Annotated in this window: 12 protein-coding genes and 2 tRNA genes; 5 read left to right on the forward strand and 9 right to left on the reverse strand. The window is 71.0% G+C overall.

Annotated elements, in window-relative coordinates; translation table 11 throughout:
• Window positions 1-111: 111 nt before the first annotated feature.
• Window positions 112-1,575, reverse strand: a complete 1,464-nt coding sequence (locus ACIGQF_RS32385; protein ID WP_399717744.1) for a catalase — start codon at window positions 1,573-1,575, stop codon at window positions 112-114.
• A gap of 154 nt (window positions 1,576-1,729) precedes the next feature.
• On the opposite strand from ACIGQF_RS32385, the gene ACIGQF_RS32390 reads away from it, so the two are divergent.
• The 4 genes from ACIGQF_RS32390 to ACIGQF_RS32405 all read left to right on the forward strand — a co-directional run bounded on the left by ACIGQF_RS32390 (window position 1,730) and on the right by ACIGQF_RS32405 (window position 5,299).
• A complete protein-coding gene (locus ACIGQF_RS32390) occupies window positions 1,730-2,146 on the forward strand; it encodes a Fur family transcriptional regulator (RefSeq protein WP_399717747.1) in 417 nt (138 codons plus the stop codon).
• A gap of 284 nt (window positions 2,147-2,430) precedes the next feature.
• The gene (locus ACIGQF_RS32395; protein WP_399717749.1) at window positions 2,431-3,276 is read left to right on the forward strand and encodes an ABC transporter ATP-binding protein; all 846 of its coding nucleotides are present in this window, start codon (window positions 2,431-2,433) and stop codon (window positions 3,274-3,276) included.
• Window positions 3,273-4,139: an ABC transporter permease gene (locus tag ACIGQF_RS32400; RefSeq protein WP_399717753.1), complete on the forward strand. Its 867-nt coding sequence runs from the start codon at window positions 3,273-3,275 to the stop codon at window positions 4,137-4,139. Before ACIGQF_RS32395 ends, ACIGQF_RS32400 begins: the two co-directional genes overlap by 4 nt.
• A gap of 284 nt (window positions 4,140-4,423) precedes the next feature.
• Window positions 4,424-5,299 carry an ABC transporter substrate-binding protein gene (locus ACIGQF_RS32405; RefSeq protein WP_399717756.1) on the forward strand — a complete coding sequence of 292 codons (876 nt, stop codon included), beginning with the start codon at window positions 4,424-4,426 and terminating at the stop codon, window positions 5,297-5,299.
• 57 nt (window positions 5,300-5,356) lie between these two features.
• Here the strand turns inward: ACIGQF_RS32405 and ACIGQF_RS32410 are convergent.
• The 4 genes from ACIGQF_RS32410 to ACIGQF_RS32425 form a co-directional block, all read right to left on the reverse strand.
• Window positions 5,357-5,430 (reverse strand) — tRNA-Met (locus ACIGQF_RS32410).
• A gap of 105 nt (window positions 5,431-5,535) precedes the next feature.
• On the reverse strand, window positions 5,536-7,371 hold the full coding sequence (locus ACIGQF_RS32415) for a tetratricopeptide repeat protein (protein ID WP_399717758.1): 1,836 nt from the start codon (window positions 7,369-7,371) through the stop codon (window positions 5,536-5,538).
• A 201-nt stretch (window positions 7,372-7,572) separates the two neighbouring features.
• Window positions 7,573-7,646, reverse strand: a tRNA-Met gene (locus ACIGQF_RS32420).
• Between the two features lie 51 nt (window positions 7,647-7,697).
• Window positions 7,698-10,637 carry a UPF0182 family protein gene (locus tag ACIGQF_RS32425; RefSeq protein WP_399718052.1) on the reverse strand — a complete coding sequence of 980 codons (2,940 nt, stop codon included), beginning with the start codon at window positions 10,635-10,637 and terminating at the stop codon, window positions 7,698-7,700.
• A gap of 136 nt (window positions 10,638-10,773) precedes the next feature.
• On the opposite strand from ACIGQF_RS32425, the gene ACIGQF_RS32430 reads away from it, so the two are divergent.
• Window positions 10,774-11,328, forward strand: coding sequence for a PPA1309 family protein (locus ACIGQF_RS32430; RefSeq protein WP_361563929.1), 555 nt, complete (start codon window positions 10,774-10,776; stop codon window positions 11,326-11,328).
• Between the two features lie 165 nt (window positions 11,329-11,493).
• Here the strand turns inward: ACIGQF_RS32430 and ACIGQF_RS32435 are convergent, their stop codons facing one another.
• The 4 genes from ACIGQF_RS32435 to ACIGQF_RS32450 form a co-directional block, all read right to left on the reverse strand.
• Window positions 11,494-12,588 carry a PDZ domain-containing protein gene (locus tag ACIGQF_RS32435; protein ID WP_399717761.1) on the reverse strand — a complete coding sequence of 365 codons (1,095 nt, stop codon included), beginning with the start codon at window positions 12,586-12,588 and terminating at the stop codon, window positions 11,494-11,496.
• A gap of 75 nt (window positions 12,589-12,663) precedes the next feature.
• Window positions 12,664-12,849, reverse strand: coding sequence for a hypothetical protein (locus ACIGQF_RS32440; protein ID WP_361563923.1), 186 nt, complete (start codon window positions 12,847-12,849; stop codon window positions 12,664-12,666).
• Window positions 12,850-13,168: 319 nt separating this feature from the next.
• Complete coding sequence (locus ACIGQF_RS32445) at window positions 13,169-13,648, reverse strand: molybdenum cofactor biosynthesis protein MoaE (RefSeq protein WP_399717763.1); 480 nt, start codon at window positions 13,646-13,648, stop codon at window positions 13,169-13,171.
• 241 nt (window positions 13,649-13,889) lie between these two features.
• On the reverse strand, window positions 13,890-15,041 hold the full coding sequence (locus ACIGQF_RS32450; protein WP_362208445.1) for an SDR family oxidoreductase: 1,152 nt from the start codon (window positions 15,039-15,041) through the stop codon (window positions 13,890-13,892).
• Between the last annotated feature and the right edge of the window lie 157 nt (window positions 15,042-15,198).

Here is a 15,198-nt window from a genome sequence, read left to right on the forward strand (position 1 = left end):
CCGCGCCCCCCCCCCCCGTCCGGCGGGGGCCCCCCCCCCCCGGGGGGGGGCCCCCCCTCCTCTCTCCGGGGTGAAGGGGCCCCGGACGACGCGGTCCGCGAAAGCGGCCGGTCAGCCGCGCAGGGCCTGGACCGCGGCCTCCAGTCGCTTGCCGTAGTCCGCGTCCGCCTTGCGGAAGTTCTCGATGGCGCGCTGCGCGATGTCGTCGCGCGAGACCTTCGAGATGAAGCCCGCGAGGTTGTCGATCAGGCGGCCCTTCTCCTCCTCCGTCATCAGGCGGTAGAGGTTGCCCGCCTGCACGAAGTCGTCGTCCTCGGCGTGCGAGGGGGCCGCCGCCTCGCCGGTGGCGCCGGCGACCGGGAGCGGCTGCCACAACGCGCGGCCGGTCTCGGCCGGGCCGCCGAAGCTGTTCGGCTCGTAGTTCTTCTGGCCGCCGTGCCGGCCGTCGTAGAGCGCGCCGTCCCGGCCGTGGCTGCGTGCCTCGGTGGCGTGCGGGCGGTTCACCGGCAGGTGGTCGGCGTTGATGCCGACGCGGTACCGGTGGGCGTCGCCGTACGCGAAGAGGCGGCCCTGCAGCATCTTGTCGGGCGAGGGGCCGATGCCCGGCACGAAGTGATGCGGGGAGAAGATCGACTGCTCGACCTCGGCGAAGATGTTCTGCGGGTTGCGGTTCAGCTCCAGCTTGCCGATCTCGATGACCGGGTAGTCCGCGTGCGGCCACACCTTGGTGAGGTCGAACGGGTTGAAGCGGTAGTTCGCGGCCTCGGCGACGGGCATGATCTGCACGCCGACGGTCCAGCTCGGGAAGTCGCCGCGCTCGATCGACTCACGCAGGTCGCGCTGGTGGCTGTCGGGGTCCTCGCCCGCGAGCTTGGCGGCCTCTTCGCTGGTCAGGGTCTTGATGCCCTGGTCGGTCTTGAAGTGGTACTTGACCCAGAAGGCCTCGCCGGCCTCGTTGTTCCACTGGAAGGTGTGCGAGCCGAAGCCGTCCATGTGGCGGTACGAGGCGGGGATGCCGCGGTCGCCGAACAGCCAGGTCACCTGGTGCGTCGACTCCGGCGACAGACCCCAGAAGTCCCAGACGTTGTCCGCCTCCTGCGAGCCGGTGTACGGGTCGCGCTTCTGGGTGTGGATGAAGTCGGGGAACTTGATGGCGTCCTTGATGAAGAACACCGGGGTGTTGTTGCCGACGAGGTCGTAGTTGCCGTCTTCGGTGTAGAACTTCAGCGCGAAGCCGCGGGGGTCACGCACCGCGTCCGCCGAACCGAGGTTGCCCGCGACGGTCGAGAAGCGCAGGAACGTCTCGGTCTGCTTGCCGACCTCGGAGAGGAACTTCGCGCGGGTGTACTTGGTCACATCGGCGGTGACGGTGAAGGTGCCGTACGCGCCGGCGCCGCGGGCGTGCACGATCCGCTCCGGGATCCGCTCACGGTTGAAGTGTGCGAGCTTCTCGATCAGCAGCTGGTCCTGGATCAGACCGGGGCCGCCGATGCCGGCCGTCTCGCTGTTCTGGTTGTCCGCGACCGGAGCACCGGACTCCGTGGTCAGCGGTCCCGTGGTGCTTTCTACCGACACGTGCGCCTCCTGTGTAAATACCTGCCCTTGGCTTGCGCCGTACTCGATCCTACATTGGACAATGTCTAAGTCAAGAAGGATGCGAAACCCATACGCGTTCCGGTGATGGACACCGCTGGTACTCTGGCTCATATCTGACTGATGGGTGATTGTGATGAGTGACCTGCTCGAACGACTCCGGGGACGCGGCTGGCGGCTGACCGCACAGCGCCGCGTCGTCGCCGAGGTCCTGGACGGGGACCACGTCCACTACACCGCCGACGAGGTGCACGCGCGGGCGTCCGAGCGCCTGCCGGAGATCTCCCGCGCCACCGTCTACAACACGCTCGGCGAGCTCGTCTCGCTCGGCGAGGTGCTGGAGGTGAGCACGGACGGCCGCGCCAAGCGGTACGACCCCAACGCCCACCACGACCACCACCACCTCGTCTGCTCGCAGTGCGGCACGATCCGTGACGTGCGCATCGCGAGCGATCCACTGGCGGCCCTCCCCGAGCCGGAACGATTCGGCTTCGCGGTCTCGGAGGTCTCGGTCACCTACCGCGGCGTCTGCCCGAACTGCGCGAGCGCCTGACACCCGAGCCACCGCGGCACCCCCCTCGATCTCCCCTCACCGACCCTTTCAGCCCGCCGCCTCCCGCGGCGGGCTTTTCGGCATGCCACCCTCCCGACGGGGTCGCCGACCAGCGATTTTCGGCCGACCGCCGGCGGCCGCCGACCTCCCTCGCCCCGGCCGGCCCGGCGTACGCCCGCACGCCTCTTCCTGTTTCTGACGGATCGTCATATCGTGCGCCGCGCCACCCCCACGGCTGCCCGGGACCGCCGCGGCAGCCCGCCCGCATCCGCGAGGAGCACACCGTGGGAGAGCCGCACCCGCCGCCCCCGTCCGCCGTCCCGCGCCCGGCCGTCACCGGGACGCAGCCCCCGCCCGCCCTCCGTGCCCGGTCGCTCGGCCGCTCCTTCGGGCGCGGCCGCAAGGCGCTCACCGCCCTCGGCCCGCTCGACCTCGATGTCGCGCCGGGCGAGTTCGTCTGCCTCGTGGGCCCCTCGGGCTGCGGCAAGTCCACCCTGCTGCGGATCGCCGCGGGGCTGCTCCGACCCGGCACCGGTGAGCTGGAGATCCGCGCCGCCGGCCCCCGCCCGGCCGCGATGATCTTCCAGGACTACGGCATCTACGACTGGAAGTCCGTACTGGCCAACGTCCGCTTCGGCCTGGACGTCCAACGCGTGCCCCGCAAGGAGGCCGACGCCCGGGCGCGCTCCTGGCTGGCCAGGATGGGGCTCGCCGAATTCGCCGACGCCTACCCGGCCGCCCTCTCCGGCGGCATGCGCCAGCGCGTGGCCATCGCCCGGGCGCTCGCCGTGGAGCCCGAGATCCTGCTCATGGACGAGCCGTTCGCCGCCCTGGACGCCCAGCTGCGCACGATCCTCCAGGACGAGCTGCTGGACCTCACCCAGCACACGCACACGACGACGCTCTTCATCACGCACAGCCTCGAAGAGGCCCTCGTCCTCGGCGACCGGGTCCTGGTGATGTCGGCGCGGCCCGGCCGGATCATCGCCGAGCGCCGCCCGCCCTTCGGCCGCCCCCGAAGCGGAGCGGTCCGCGGCGCACCGGAGTTCACCGCGCTCAAGGCCGAACTGTGGGAACTGCTGCGCTGTGAGGTGGACGGCCGCTCCCGCACGCCGGAGGTGCGCGCATGACGCTCACCGACCGCGCCGCGCCCCGCGAGACCGTCCTCGTACGCCGGCCCGGCCCGCGCGAACTCCAGCCGCGCCGCGCCCACCGGCGGCGCCGCGCCCTGGAAACCGGTCTGGCGCTCGCCGTCCCGGCCGTCCTGGTGCTGCTGTGGCAGCTGGCCGCGACGAGCGGCTGGATCGACGCCCGGATCTACCCGGCGCCCACCACGATCCTGGCCGACGGCTGGGACCGGGCGCTGGCCGGAGCGCTGTGGCCGGACGTGTGGGCCACGCTCCAACGGGTCCTCGCGGGCTATGCCATCGGGACCGTCTCGGGCTACGCGCTCGGCCTCCTGATGGGCTCACTCGCCCTCGTGCGCGCCGCCCTGGAACCGCTGCTGGACGCCCTGTACGTGGTGCCGAAGCTGGCCCTGCTGCCGGTCTTCCTCAACATGTTCGGGCTCGGCGAGGGGCCGCAGATCGCGCTGGTCGCGGCCACCGTCTTCTTCTTCGTATGGATCTCCACCATGGCGGCGGTGCTGGCCGTGCCGGCCGGGCACCGCGACGCCGGACGGGTCTTCGGCGCGAGCGCCTGGCAGATGTTCCGGCACGTACTGCTGCCCGCCTCACTGCCCGCCGTACTGGTCGGGGCCCGGATCGCGGCCGGCGTCGCGGTCCTGGTGATCGTGGCCTCGGAGCAGATCGCTGCCGCGGACGGTCTCGGCCATCTGATCTTCGACTCGCGCGCCCTGTTCCAGAACGACGTGATGTTCGTCGGGATCGTCTGCGTCGCCGTTCTCGGCGTGCTCTTCTCCGAGCTGGTGCGGCTGGCCGGCCGCCTCCTCACCCCCTGGGCGCCGCGCGACCGCGGCCGTTCCCAGAGCTGAGCCCGTAGCCCTCTTCGCGTACGGAGGCCCCATGCGTCGCCGCACCACCGCGCTCGCCGCGCTGACCGCAGCGCTCGTCCTGTCCGCCGGCTGCACCGCACAGGAGCCCCCCCGCAGCGGCCACGAAGCCCCGGCCGGTCAAGCCCGTCGCCGGCTGCGGCGCGGGCGCCTGGACCGACCCCGCCGACCTGGCGGCGGACCGCGCACCGGCCCGGTGCGACAAGGGAGCGCCGGCCGCCCGCCCCCTGAAGAAGCGGCGGTCGCTCACCCTCGCCACCGGCACTTTGAACGCCGAGTACGTCGCGCCCGTACGAATGGCGCTGGCCAAGGGCGAGTTCGCCAAGGAGGGCCTGGACGTCCACCTGAAGGTGCTGCCCACGCCCGAGGCGCTGCCGCTGCTCGCCAAGGGCGACGTGGACGTGCTGTGGGCGGCGCCGGAGGCCGCCGTCGTCAACGGCATCGCCGGCGGCTTCGACATCCGCTGGGTCGCCGGGAACTTCTCGCCCGACCCCCGCTCCAAGAGCGGCCTGTGGATCCGCCTCCGCAAGGGCGAGACCGCCCGCTCGGCGTCCCTGAAGAACGCGAGCCTCGGCACGATGATCGGCAAGGGCTCCGTGATCATGTACCCGATGGACCGGTCCTTCGCCCGGCACGGCGCCCGCATGGACTCCGTCACCTTCCAGCAGCTCGGCTCCGCGGACGTGCTGACCGCGCTCACCGGCGGCGGTGTCGACGCCGCCTGGCTGCTGGACCCGGTCTGGCGGACGGTCGACCACGACAAGAGGTACGCGTTCCTCGGCGGCCAGCCGCAGGGCGAACCGCTCGGCGGCGCCCTCTACGGCCCGAACCTGCTGCAGCGCGACCCGGACGCCGGCGTCGCCTTCCTCCGCGCGTACATCCGAACCGTCAACACCTACTTCCGTGGCGACTACAAGGCCGACCGGAAGTTCGTCGCGGAGCTGGCGAAGCTGCTGAAGGTCGAAGCGGACGTCCTGACGGCGGTGCCGTCGCTGCGGATGGACTGGGAGATCCGCAAGGGCACGGCGGACCGGCTGCAGCGCGCCTACCGCGACGCGGGGGTCACCGAGGGGACACCGGTCCCGGAGAACCGGCTCGTGGACCGCGCCCTCTATGCAGAGGCGGTCGGCCACCGCCCGTGACCGCACACGCACATATGACGAAGGCCCGGATCCTGAGATCCGGGCCTTCGTCTTCAGTAGCGGGGACAGGATTTGAACCTGCGACCTCTGGGTTATGAGCCCAGCGAGCTACCGAGCTGCTCCACCCCGCGCCGTTGTGTTCACAACTCTAACCCCAAGCCGACGACCAGCGCAAATTCATTTCCCGGCGCCCCGCGCACCGGGTGTCCGGCCGGCCTTCCGCAGCCGGCCGGACCTCATGCGCTCAGCTCCTCCTTGAGGGCGTCACTCAGCCGCGAGGCACGCTGGGTGACCTCCGGCGGCCCCAGCTCCACCGCCCGCGCGCACCACCGCTGGCTCTCCGCGAGCGCGCCCCGGCGGGCCGCAAGCAGCGCGAGGCGCAGCGCCGCGCGGCCGTGCCCGGCCTCGGCTGCCCGCGTCCACCACAGGGCGGCCTCCGGGAGACTGCCCTCGCGCGCCAGCAGCAGCCCGAGGTTGAAGGCCGCGTTACGGCTGCCGGCCTCGGCCGCCGCGCGGTACCAGTCGGCGGCCGCCACCGCGTCGCCCCGGGACGCGGCGAGCATGCCCATCCGCACCTGGGCACCGCGGTGCCCCTGCTCGGCGGCGCGCTCGTACCACTCCTCGCTCTCGCCACCGGACTCCTCCGGGCCGCGTGCCTCGCGGTCCAGCAGCGCGGCGAGCCGGTAGGCCGCCTCGGTGCTGCCCGCGCCCGCGGCCCGCCGCAGGTGCCGCTCGGCGTCCTGCCACTCACCTTCCCGGAGGAAGGAGATGGCCGCCTGCAGCGCCGCCTCGGTGTGCCCGGCATCGGCGGCCCGCTCGTACCACTTGCGGGAGGTGCGCTCCGCGCCCCGGCCCGCGTGCAGGATGCCGAGGTTGAACGCGGCGTCCACGCTGCCGGCCTCGGCCGCCTTGGAGAACCACGGCTCGGCGCCGGACGCGTCACCGCGCTGCAGGAGCAGCACGGCGAGCGCGTTGGACGCCTCCCGGTGACCCGCGTAGGCGGCCCGGCGGTACCACTGCTCGCTGCGACCGTCGCTGCCCTGCTGGGCGCAGAGCAGGCCGATGTTGTACGCGCCGTTGACGTCGCCGGCCTCCAGCGCCGCGCGGTACCACCGCTCGGCGGTCTGCAGCTCGCCGCGGTCGGCGTGCAGCGCGCCCAGCGCGTTGGCGGCGTTGCCGTCGCCCTCCTGGGCCGCCCGGCGCCACCACTCGGCGGCGCTCTCCTCGTCGCCCGCGTCCTTGAGCAGGAAGCCGAGCGCGCACGCGGCGCGCGGCTCGCCGTCCTTGGCCGCGATGAGGTACCAGCGCCCGGCCTCCTTCAGCTCGCCGCGCTCCTCCAGGAGCGTGCCGAGGTGCAGCGCCGCCCTGCGGTGACCGCGGGCCGCGGCCTGGCGGTACCACTGTTCGGCTGCAGCGCGCGGTTCGGCGTGCTCGCCGTACGCGGAGCCGTCGGCCTCCCGCTCGTCGAGGATGCGCGCGAGGCGGTACGCCGCTTCGCGGTGGCCGTGTTCGGCGGCGGCCACGAACCACTGCTCGGCGCCCTCCTCGCCACGGTGGTCCAGCAGGTCGGCCAGCGCGTAAGCGCCCAGGCAGTGGCCGGACTCCGCGGCCTGGCGCAGCCAGTACTCGGCGGCGGGTTCGTCGCCGCGCTCGCGGTAGTGGCGGCCCAGCGCGTGCGCCGCGGCGGCGGAGCCGGCCACGGCGGCGATGCGCCACCAGCCGGCCGCCTCGTCGGCATAACCGCGCTGGTGCAGCAGGACTCCGAGGTTGTTGGCCGCGGCCCGGTCGCCCGCGACGGTGGCGGTACGCAGGCACGGTTCGGCACCGTCCAGATCGCCGCGCCGCAGCAGCATCGCGCCGAGCATGCTCGCCGCTGCCGGATCGCCGGCGGCGGCCGCCTTGCGGTGCCCCACCTCGTCCAGGACCTCGGCGGCCTCGGGCGGCTCGGCGGTCTCGGCCGCGTCCGTCGCGTCGTCCGCGACCGGCGGCAGCTCGGATTCGCGCCCGTCGTCGGGCGCATGCACAAACGGTCCTGTCTCCAACAACCTTGCCTTGTCCCCCATAAGGGCCATCGTCGCACCACCCGAAGCCCGGGTACACCTGGTATACCGCAGCCAGTGAGGTCACTACAGCGTTTTGTCGACTTCCCGACACGACGACATGCCAAACGCTCGGAAGACGAGTCTCCCCAATGCGAGTGGTTTAACGCGCATATATGTGACGCCACACATGACGAAGGCCCGGATCCTGAGGATCCGGGCCTTCGTCTTCAGTAGCGGGGACAGGATTTGAACCTGCGACCTCTGGGTTATGAGCCCAGCGAGCTACCGAGCTGCTCCACCCCGCGCCGTTGTGTATTTAAGGTACCACGGCGCGGAGTCGCAGCCATAATCCGCGGTCAGCCGCCCTGCTTGTCCCCCTTGTCCGAGCCGCCCTTGTCCGACGAACCGGCCTTCTCGCCCGCCTTCTTCTCGGCGGCGGCCGCCCGGTCCAGCGCGGCCTTCAGCTTCTCCTGCGCCTCGCCGTAGCCGCTCCAGTCGCCTTCCACGCGGGCCTTCTCGCCGTCCTCGTAGGCCTGCTGCGCGTCGTCCAGCGCGTCCTGCACCGACTGGTCCGAGGGCGGGGTCGTACTGCCCTCGTCCGGCGGCGTGGTGGTGTCCTCCTCGCCGTCGTCACCGATGTTCGGCGCCTTCTTGCCGAACACCACGTCCAGCGCCTCGCCGAGGCTGTTCTCGAAGGCCGCCTTGTTGCCGTAGCTGACGAGCACCTTCTTCAGCAGCGGGTAGTTCGTGCCCGCGCCCCTCAGATAGACCGGCTCGACGTACAGCAGGCCGCCGTCCAGGGGGACGGTGAGCAGGTTGCCGTACTCGATCTCCGAGTCGCCCTTCTTGAGGATGTTGAGCGTCTTGGCCACCGTGTCGTCGGAGTTGAACTTCGACTGCACCTGCTGCGGACCCGGGACCGTGGTCTCGGACGGGAGTTTGAGGATTCTGATCTTCCCGTAGTCCGGACTCTTGGCGTTGGCGTCGACCGCCATGAAGGCGCCCAGGTTGTCCCGCTTGTTCGGCGTGAACGTCGTCGTCAGCGAGAACGTCTGGTTCTTCTGGTCCGGCATCTTCATGCTGAGGTAGTACGGCGGAACCGCGGTCGCCGACTTGGTCGTCGGGTCGTTCGGGATCTGCCAGCGCTCGCTGCCGGTGTAGAAGGTGTTCGCGTCGGTGACGTGGTAGGTGGTCAGCAGCTGACGCTGCACCTTGAACAGGTCCTGCGGATACCGCAGGTGCTCCATCAGATCGTTGCTGATCTTCGACTTCGACTCGACCGTGCCGGGGAAGGCCTTCATCCAGGTCTTCAGGACCGGGTCCTTCTTGTCCCACTGGTAGAGCTTGACGGAGCCGTCGTACGCGTCGACCGTCGCCTTCACGGAGTTGCGGATGTAGTTGACCTGGTTCTGCTGGGCCACCACCGCGCGCTGGCCGTCGGTCAGCGAGTCCGCCGTGGTGTCGCCGAGCGTGGTCCGGGAGGCGTACGGATAACCGTTGCTCGTGGTGTACGCGTCCACGATCCACTTGATGCGGCCGTCCACCACCGCCGGGTAGGCGTCACCGTCGATGGTGAGCCAGGGCGCGACCGACTCCACGCGCTCCTTGGGCGTGCGGTTGTACAGGATGCGCGAGCCGTCGCCGATGGCGCCCGAGTACAGGATCTGGGGCTCGCCGAAGGCCACGGCGTACGCCGCCCGGTTGACGGGGTTGGCGAGGTTCACCCCGCTCTTGCCGGTGTAGCTGTAGCTCTTCTCGCCGCTGTCGTCGGAGTAGTCCAGCTCCTTCTGCGGACCCCCGACGATGGAGTACTGCGAGGTCTTCTCGCCGTAGTAGATGCGCTGCTCGTACTTGCCCAGGTGGCCCTTGGCCGGGAGGTTCTTCTCGGTGTAGTCCGGCTCGCCCTCGTTGACCGTGCCGGTCCCCTTGGCGGTGACCGCGCCGTACCCGTGGGTGTACTTGAAGTGGTCGTTGATCCAGTTGCGCTCGGGGATGCCGGCGATGTTCAGCTCGCGCAGGCCGATGACCGTGTCCTGCTCCTTGCCCTTGTCGTCCTTGTACCGGTCGACGTCGAGCGTGGCGGGGAACTGGTAGTAACCGCGGACCTGTTGCTGCTGCTGGAACGTGGGCGAGACGACGTTCGGGTCCAGCAGGCGCATGCTCGCGGTGGTGTCCGCGTCGGCGCGCAGCCGCTCGTTGTCCGCCTTGTCCGTGGGCTTGTAGTCGCCCTTGTAGCCGGTGACCTTGGAGCCGCCGATGCCGTAGGCGTCCCGGGTGGCCTGGATGTTCTCCTTGATGTACGGCGCTTCCTTGGCCTGCTCGTTCGGCTGGACCTGGAACTTCTGCACGATGGCCGGGTACAGCCCGCCGATGAGGACGGCGGAGAGCACCATCAGGCCGAAGCCGATGACCGGCAGCTGCCAGGTCCGCCGCCAGAGGGTGGCGAAGAAGAGCACGGCGCAGATCGCCGCGATGAAGAACAGGATCGTCTTCGCCGGCAGGTAGGCGTGCGCGTCGACGTACCGCAGGCCCGTCCAGCCCTCGGCGGACTTCAGCCCGCTGGACTTCACCGCGAGGCCGTACCGGTCCAGCCAGTACGCGATCGCCTTCAGCGACACGAAGATGCCCAGCAGCACCGAGAGATGGCCGGTGGCCGCGGCCGTGGCCCGCGAACCCGGGCTCGTGACGCGCAGACCGCCGTACAGGTAGTGCGTGAGCGCCGCGGCGATCAGGCACAGCACCACACACGCGAAGCCGAAGCTCAGCAGGAAGCGGAACCAGGGCAGGTCGAAGGAGTAGAAGGAGATGTCCTTGCCGAACTGCGGGTCCTTCTGGCCGAACGGCACACCGTTGACCCACTGGAGCCAGGTGCGCCACTGACTGGAGGCGGACGCACCCGCGATCAGACCGACCAGCGCGGTGACCGCGACCAGCACCCACTTCTTGTACGGCGCGATGCTCATCCGGTAGCGGTCCAGGCTCTGCTGCTCCAGCGACATGGCGCTGAGGGGCGGGCGGAGCCGGTGGGCCAGCCAGACGTTGACCCCGATGGCCGCCGCCATCAGCACGCCGAAGAAGAAGAACAGCCCGACCTTGGTCCACAGGGTCGTGGTGAAGACCGAGGAGTACCTCACCGAGCGGTACCACAGCCAGTCGGTCCAGAACCCGGAGAACATCACGAAGAGCATGGCCAGCACGGCCAGCACGCCCAGGGTCAAAAGCCCGGTCCGCATCCGCCGGGACGGGCGGCCCACTCTCGTCCGTGGCCCCGATGGGCCTGAGCCGCGGTCCGGCATCTGGAAAGCCAAGGTGCGCACCTCGAAGTTCGCTGTCGTATGAAGCGGGCCCGGTGATAGTAGGACCCACTGTTGCAACTTACTAAGGCTTTACCCGGTTCCCGTTTTCCGGGAAGTTCAGGGCACGATATTCCACATGACCAACCTCCCCGTGGACGGCACCCCTCTCGCCGCCGACCCGCTGACCCGCGCCGTGCTCGAAATCGACGAGTACGCGGCCGGGATCGGCTGGGACCAGCCCGCCCGACTTTTCGCTCTTGTGGACACCGCGCGCCTGCGCGACCAGGAACCCGCCCTCGCCGCCCAGCTGGGCATCGACGAGAACGCCGACGCCTCCCTGACCCCCGTGGAGCAGGACGAGGTGCCCGCCACCGTGCCGCTCGACGAGTTCCTCGCCACCATCGCCTGGCCCGACGCGGTGGCCGGCTGCGCCATGACCGTGGAGCGGCTGATGCTGCCGCCGTCCGCCGAGGAATCCGTGCCGGCCGGCATGGACGAGGACGAGCTCGCCAAGTGGGTCGCCGAGCACCCCGATCGCCAGGAGGTCCGGATGACCGTGGCGGTGCTGCGGGACGGCCGGCGCGAATCGGCGCTGCGGCTGCGCGAGAAGGACTCCACCGCCGAGGTGCTCACCGGCGCCGACCTCGTACCGGGTCTGGCCGAGGCATTGACGGCGACGTTCGAGGAGTAGAGAGAAGCAGCGGCTCCGGGGGCGCTCCGGGGGGGGGCGGGGCGCTGTCGGGGCCTTGGGGGGCCAGCGCCGGGGGGCTCCAACGTGCCGGGGGGGGCTTGGGGATGCCGTAGGGGCGCTCCGGGGGGGGGAGCGCCCCGCTCTGCTACGGAGGCCGTTCCGGCGTCAGGAACGCCCGGCCGGCGTGCAGCTGGGCAGATCCTTGGTGTCGCCCTTCCGGATCTTCGCGAGAGCCCGCGTCGCGTCGTGAATGGTGTTCACCTTGACGAGGCGGAGGCCGTCCGGAGTGTCCTTGGCCGCGGTCGCGCAGTTGTCCTTCGGCGTCAGGAAGTATTCGGCGCCCTTGTCGCGGGCCGCGACGATCTTCATGGAAATGCCGCCGATCGGCCCGACCACGCCCTTGTCGTCGATCGTGCCCGTACCGGCCACGAACTTCCCACCGGTCAGATCGGCCGGCGTGAGCTTGTCGACGATCCCGAGCGCGAACATCAGGCCGGCGCTCGGACCGCCCACGTCGGCGAGCTTGATGTCGATGTCGAACGGGAACGTGTGGTCGAGCCCGGCCTGGATGCCGACGATCGCCCGGCCGTCGGTGGCCTTCTTGGTCGTCAGCGAGACGTCACGGCCGCCCGTGGGCTTCTTGCCCTTCTTCTCCGCCGCGGCCGCCTCCTTGGCCGGGATCAGCGTGAAGGTGACCTTCTCGCCCGGCTTGCGCTTCGTGACCAGCCCGGCGACGTCGGTCGGCTGCTTCACGGCCCTGCCGTCCACCGCCTTGATCACGTCACCGGCGTGCAGCGCGCCGTCGGCCGGGGTGTCCTTCATGACGGAGGCGACCACGACCTGCGTGTCGACCGGGATGTGCAGCTCCTTCAGGGCCGCCACCTTGGCGCTCTCCTGGGACTGGCTGAACTCCTCGGCGTTCTCCTGGTCGGCCTGCTCGGCGGTCTGGTCGTCCGGGTAGAGCGTCTTGTGCGGCACCACGGCGTTGTCGTGGGCCAGCCAGCCGTACGCCGCCTCGAAGAGGTTCATGCGGTAGTCGGGGCCGGTGACGCGGACCGTCGTCATGTTCAGATGACCGGTCGTCGGATACGTCTTGCGGCCCTCGATCTGGAGCACCGGCTCGCCGGCATGATCGCCCAGCGTGTTGACCGTCGGCCCCGGCGTCATCTGCGCGTACGGCACGGGGATCAGCACCCCGGCGCACAACAGCGCGATCAGCAGGAGGGTCGAGGCGAGGAGCGTCGCGGTCCGGCGTGGCATGGAACGACAGTACGGGACGAGTATGACAAGCGGCCCGCGGGGCCGTCCGTACGGGTCCCGGCTCGCCCCGGCGGCTCAGGCCGCGTCCGAATGCTCCCGTGGACGCGCGTCCTCGGACCGCTCCATCGCTTCGCGGAACCGGGCATAACCGGCCAGCTCGGCGACGTCGCCGGCCTTGCGGTTACGCGTCGTCCAACTGCTCCACACCGTGGCAGCCAGCGCGGCGAGAAGCGGAATCAGCAACCAGAGGAGCGCACCCATAGCGGCCTCCCGACCCCTTGTACAACCGCAACGAAGAATTAGCAGATTAACCATCCGCCAGCTCAACGCTCACGCCCGGGTGCGGGTTACGCAACCGGAGGATGATGTCGGCTGTCCGGCTGATCAACGGGCGACTGCGGCGGGGCACCCGTGGAGAGCGCGTACCCACTCAGGAACAGCTCACCGCCCCCGTGCGCCCCATGTATGCGTCCTACACGCTTTCTTTACGCCATTCGGGGCGTGGGCCCCGGACCACAGTGGGGGGTTACGCGCCGACCCGCCCTCCCGTCGCCCGACCTCCCCCCAGAAGAGACGGCGCTTACGCGCCCACCCATTCTTCTGTCCCGTCCGAAAACGTCTGGTGCTTCCAGATCGGTACTTCGTGCTTGAGGTCGTCGATCAGCCGTCTGCACGCCTCGAAGGCCTCCGCGCGATGCGCGCAGGACACCGCGACGACGACCGCGAGGTCTCCGATGGCCAGGTCCCCCACCCGGTGGACCGCGGCCAGCGCCCGTACCGGGAAGTCCGCCGCCACCTTCTCCGCGACCCGGCGCAGCTCCGCCTCGGCCGACGGGTGTGCGGAGTAGCCGAGCCCGTCGACGTCCGAGCCGCCGTCGTGCGAGCGGACCGTGCCGACGAACAGGGCGGTCCCGCCGGACGCGGCGTCCCCCACTGCGGCGAAGACCTCGTCCACGGACAGCGGCGTGTCCCGGACGGCCAGCAGCCGGACCGGATCCGCCACCCCCTGCTCACCGGGGTGGTCGGGATGTGTCGACGGGTGGTGGTTCGTACCTGACATGCGCCCATCGTGCCCCACGGACACGGCGCTGGGGAATGGCTGTTTCACCTGGTGTACGGACCGCCGTATGGAGGGTCCTACCAGACCGTAGGGGGACGGACGGCGAGTACGGACGACGCCTTCCCGCCGTCCGGAGGGAGCCACCGCTTCCGTACGGTCCCCGGCACGTCCGGGGCGTGCGGGGCCCGGGAGGCGTGGGCGGGTCGCCGGCCGTCCGCTTCGGAGGCGGCGCCCGGCACGCTCAGAGGCGCCGCCGGGCCTTACGAGCGCGGCGCACGAGGGCAGCGGTGCCCAGGAGGGCGACGGTCGCGCCCGCGGCACCGGCCGCGGTGGCGTCCTTGCGGCCCAGCCGGCGCCCGGCCACGGTGTGCCGCCCGGCGACCTCCTCCAGGAGCTCCGCGAGCACCTCCTCATTGGTCCAGCGCGGCCGCCAGCCCGCTTCGTGCAGCCTGCTGCCGCTGACCACCCACGGGTGCATGGTGTACGCCAGGTCGCCGGCGGGCGACGGCGTGAGCCCGATGCGGTGCAGCCGGGCCGCGGCCCCCAGGGCGACCGAGGAGGGCAGTTCCATGCGGCGGATGCCGGTGAGCTCCTCGACCTCCTCCTGCTCCAGCCAGCCGTCACAGCCGACCGCGAGTTCGCCCTCGACCTTCTCCAGCGCCGCGTACTCCAGCGCGCTGACCAGGTCCTCCACGTGGCAGAACTGCCAGGTGGGGCGGGAACCGGCGACGACCAGGAGGCGCGGCGACTCGAAGTACCGGGTGAGCGCCGTGTCGGTGCCGCCCACGAGGACGGTGGGGCGCAGCACGGTGACGTTCAGTCCCGGGTGCGCACGCGGCGCCCGGTGGGCGAGGCGTTCGATCTCCAGGAGGTCGCCGACCCCCGTGGCGTCGGCGGTGGCACGCAGCTCGGCGTCCTCGGAGAGCGGGACGTCGTTGTCGGGCAGCGCCCCGTAGACCATCGCCGAGGTGCACAGCACGACCCGGTGCACGCCGGCCGCGGCGGCCGCCGTGAGGACGGTCTGGGTGCCGCGCACGTTGTACGCGGTGCGGGCGGCCGGATCGGTCTCCAGGTCGAGGTCGAGCGCGAGGTGCACCACGACGTCGGCGCCCCGGAGCTTCTCCGCGATGGCGGGGTCGCGGACGTCCAGTACGTGCCAGTCGGCGCCCTCCTCGTCCCCGCGTCGCTCGTCGATGGCCACGACCCGCTTGACCTCGTCCGATTCCAGCAGGGCGCGGGTCAGCAGGGTGCCGATCCCGGACGCGGCGCCGGTGACCGCCACGACGGGGCGGTGCTGCGGTGCCCCTGCCGCGGCGAGGGTCGTCTCGGGCGTCTTCTCGGGCCTGGCAGCGTCGTTTCGCGCTGCGCGAACGGTCGGATCTGGGGAACTCACCGGGCGTCTCCAGCGGTTGTCTTCAGTACGTATGCGCACCGGCGCGTACGGACCAGCGTGCGTCCATCCTGCCGCAGGCACCCCGACAGCCAAGCACCGAGCCCCTCAGCGGCGCGGGGTGTCACAGGGGCGTCGGACCGTCTTCTCCGTGGCCGCG

The organism is Streptomyces sp. NPDC053560 (assembly GCF_044544605.1).
In the GTDB taxonomy this organism is placed as follows: domain Bacteria; phylum Actinomycetota; class Actinomycetes; order Streptomycetales; family Streptomycetaceae; genus Streptomyces.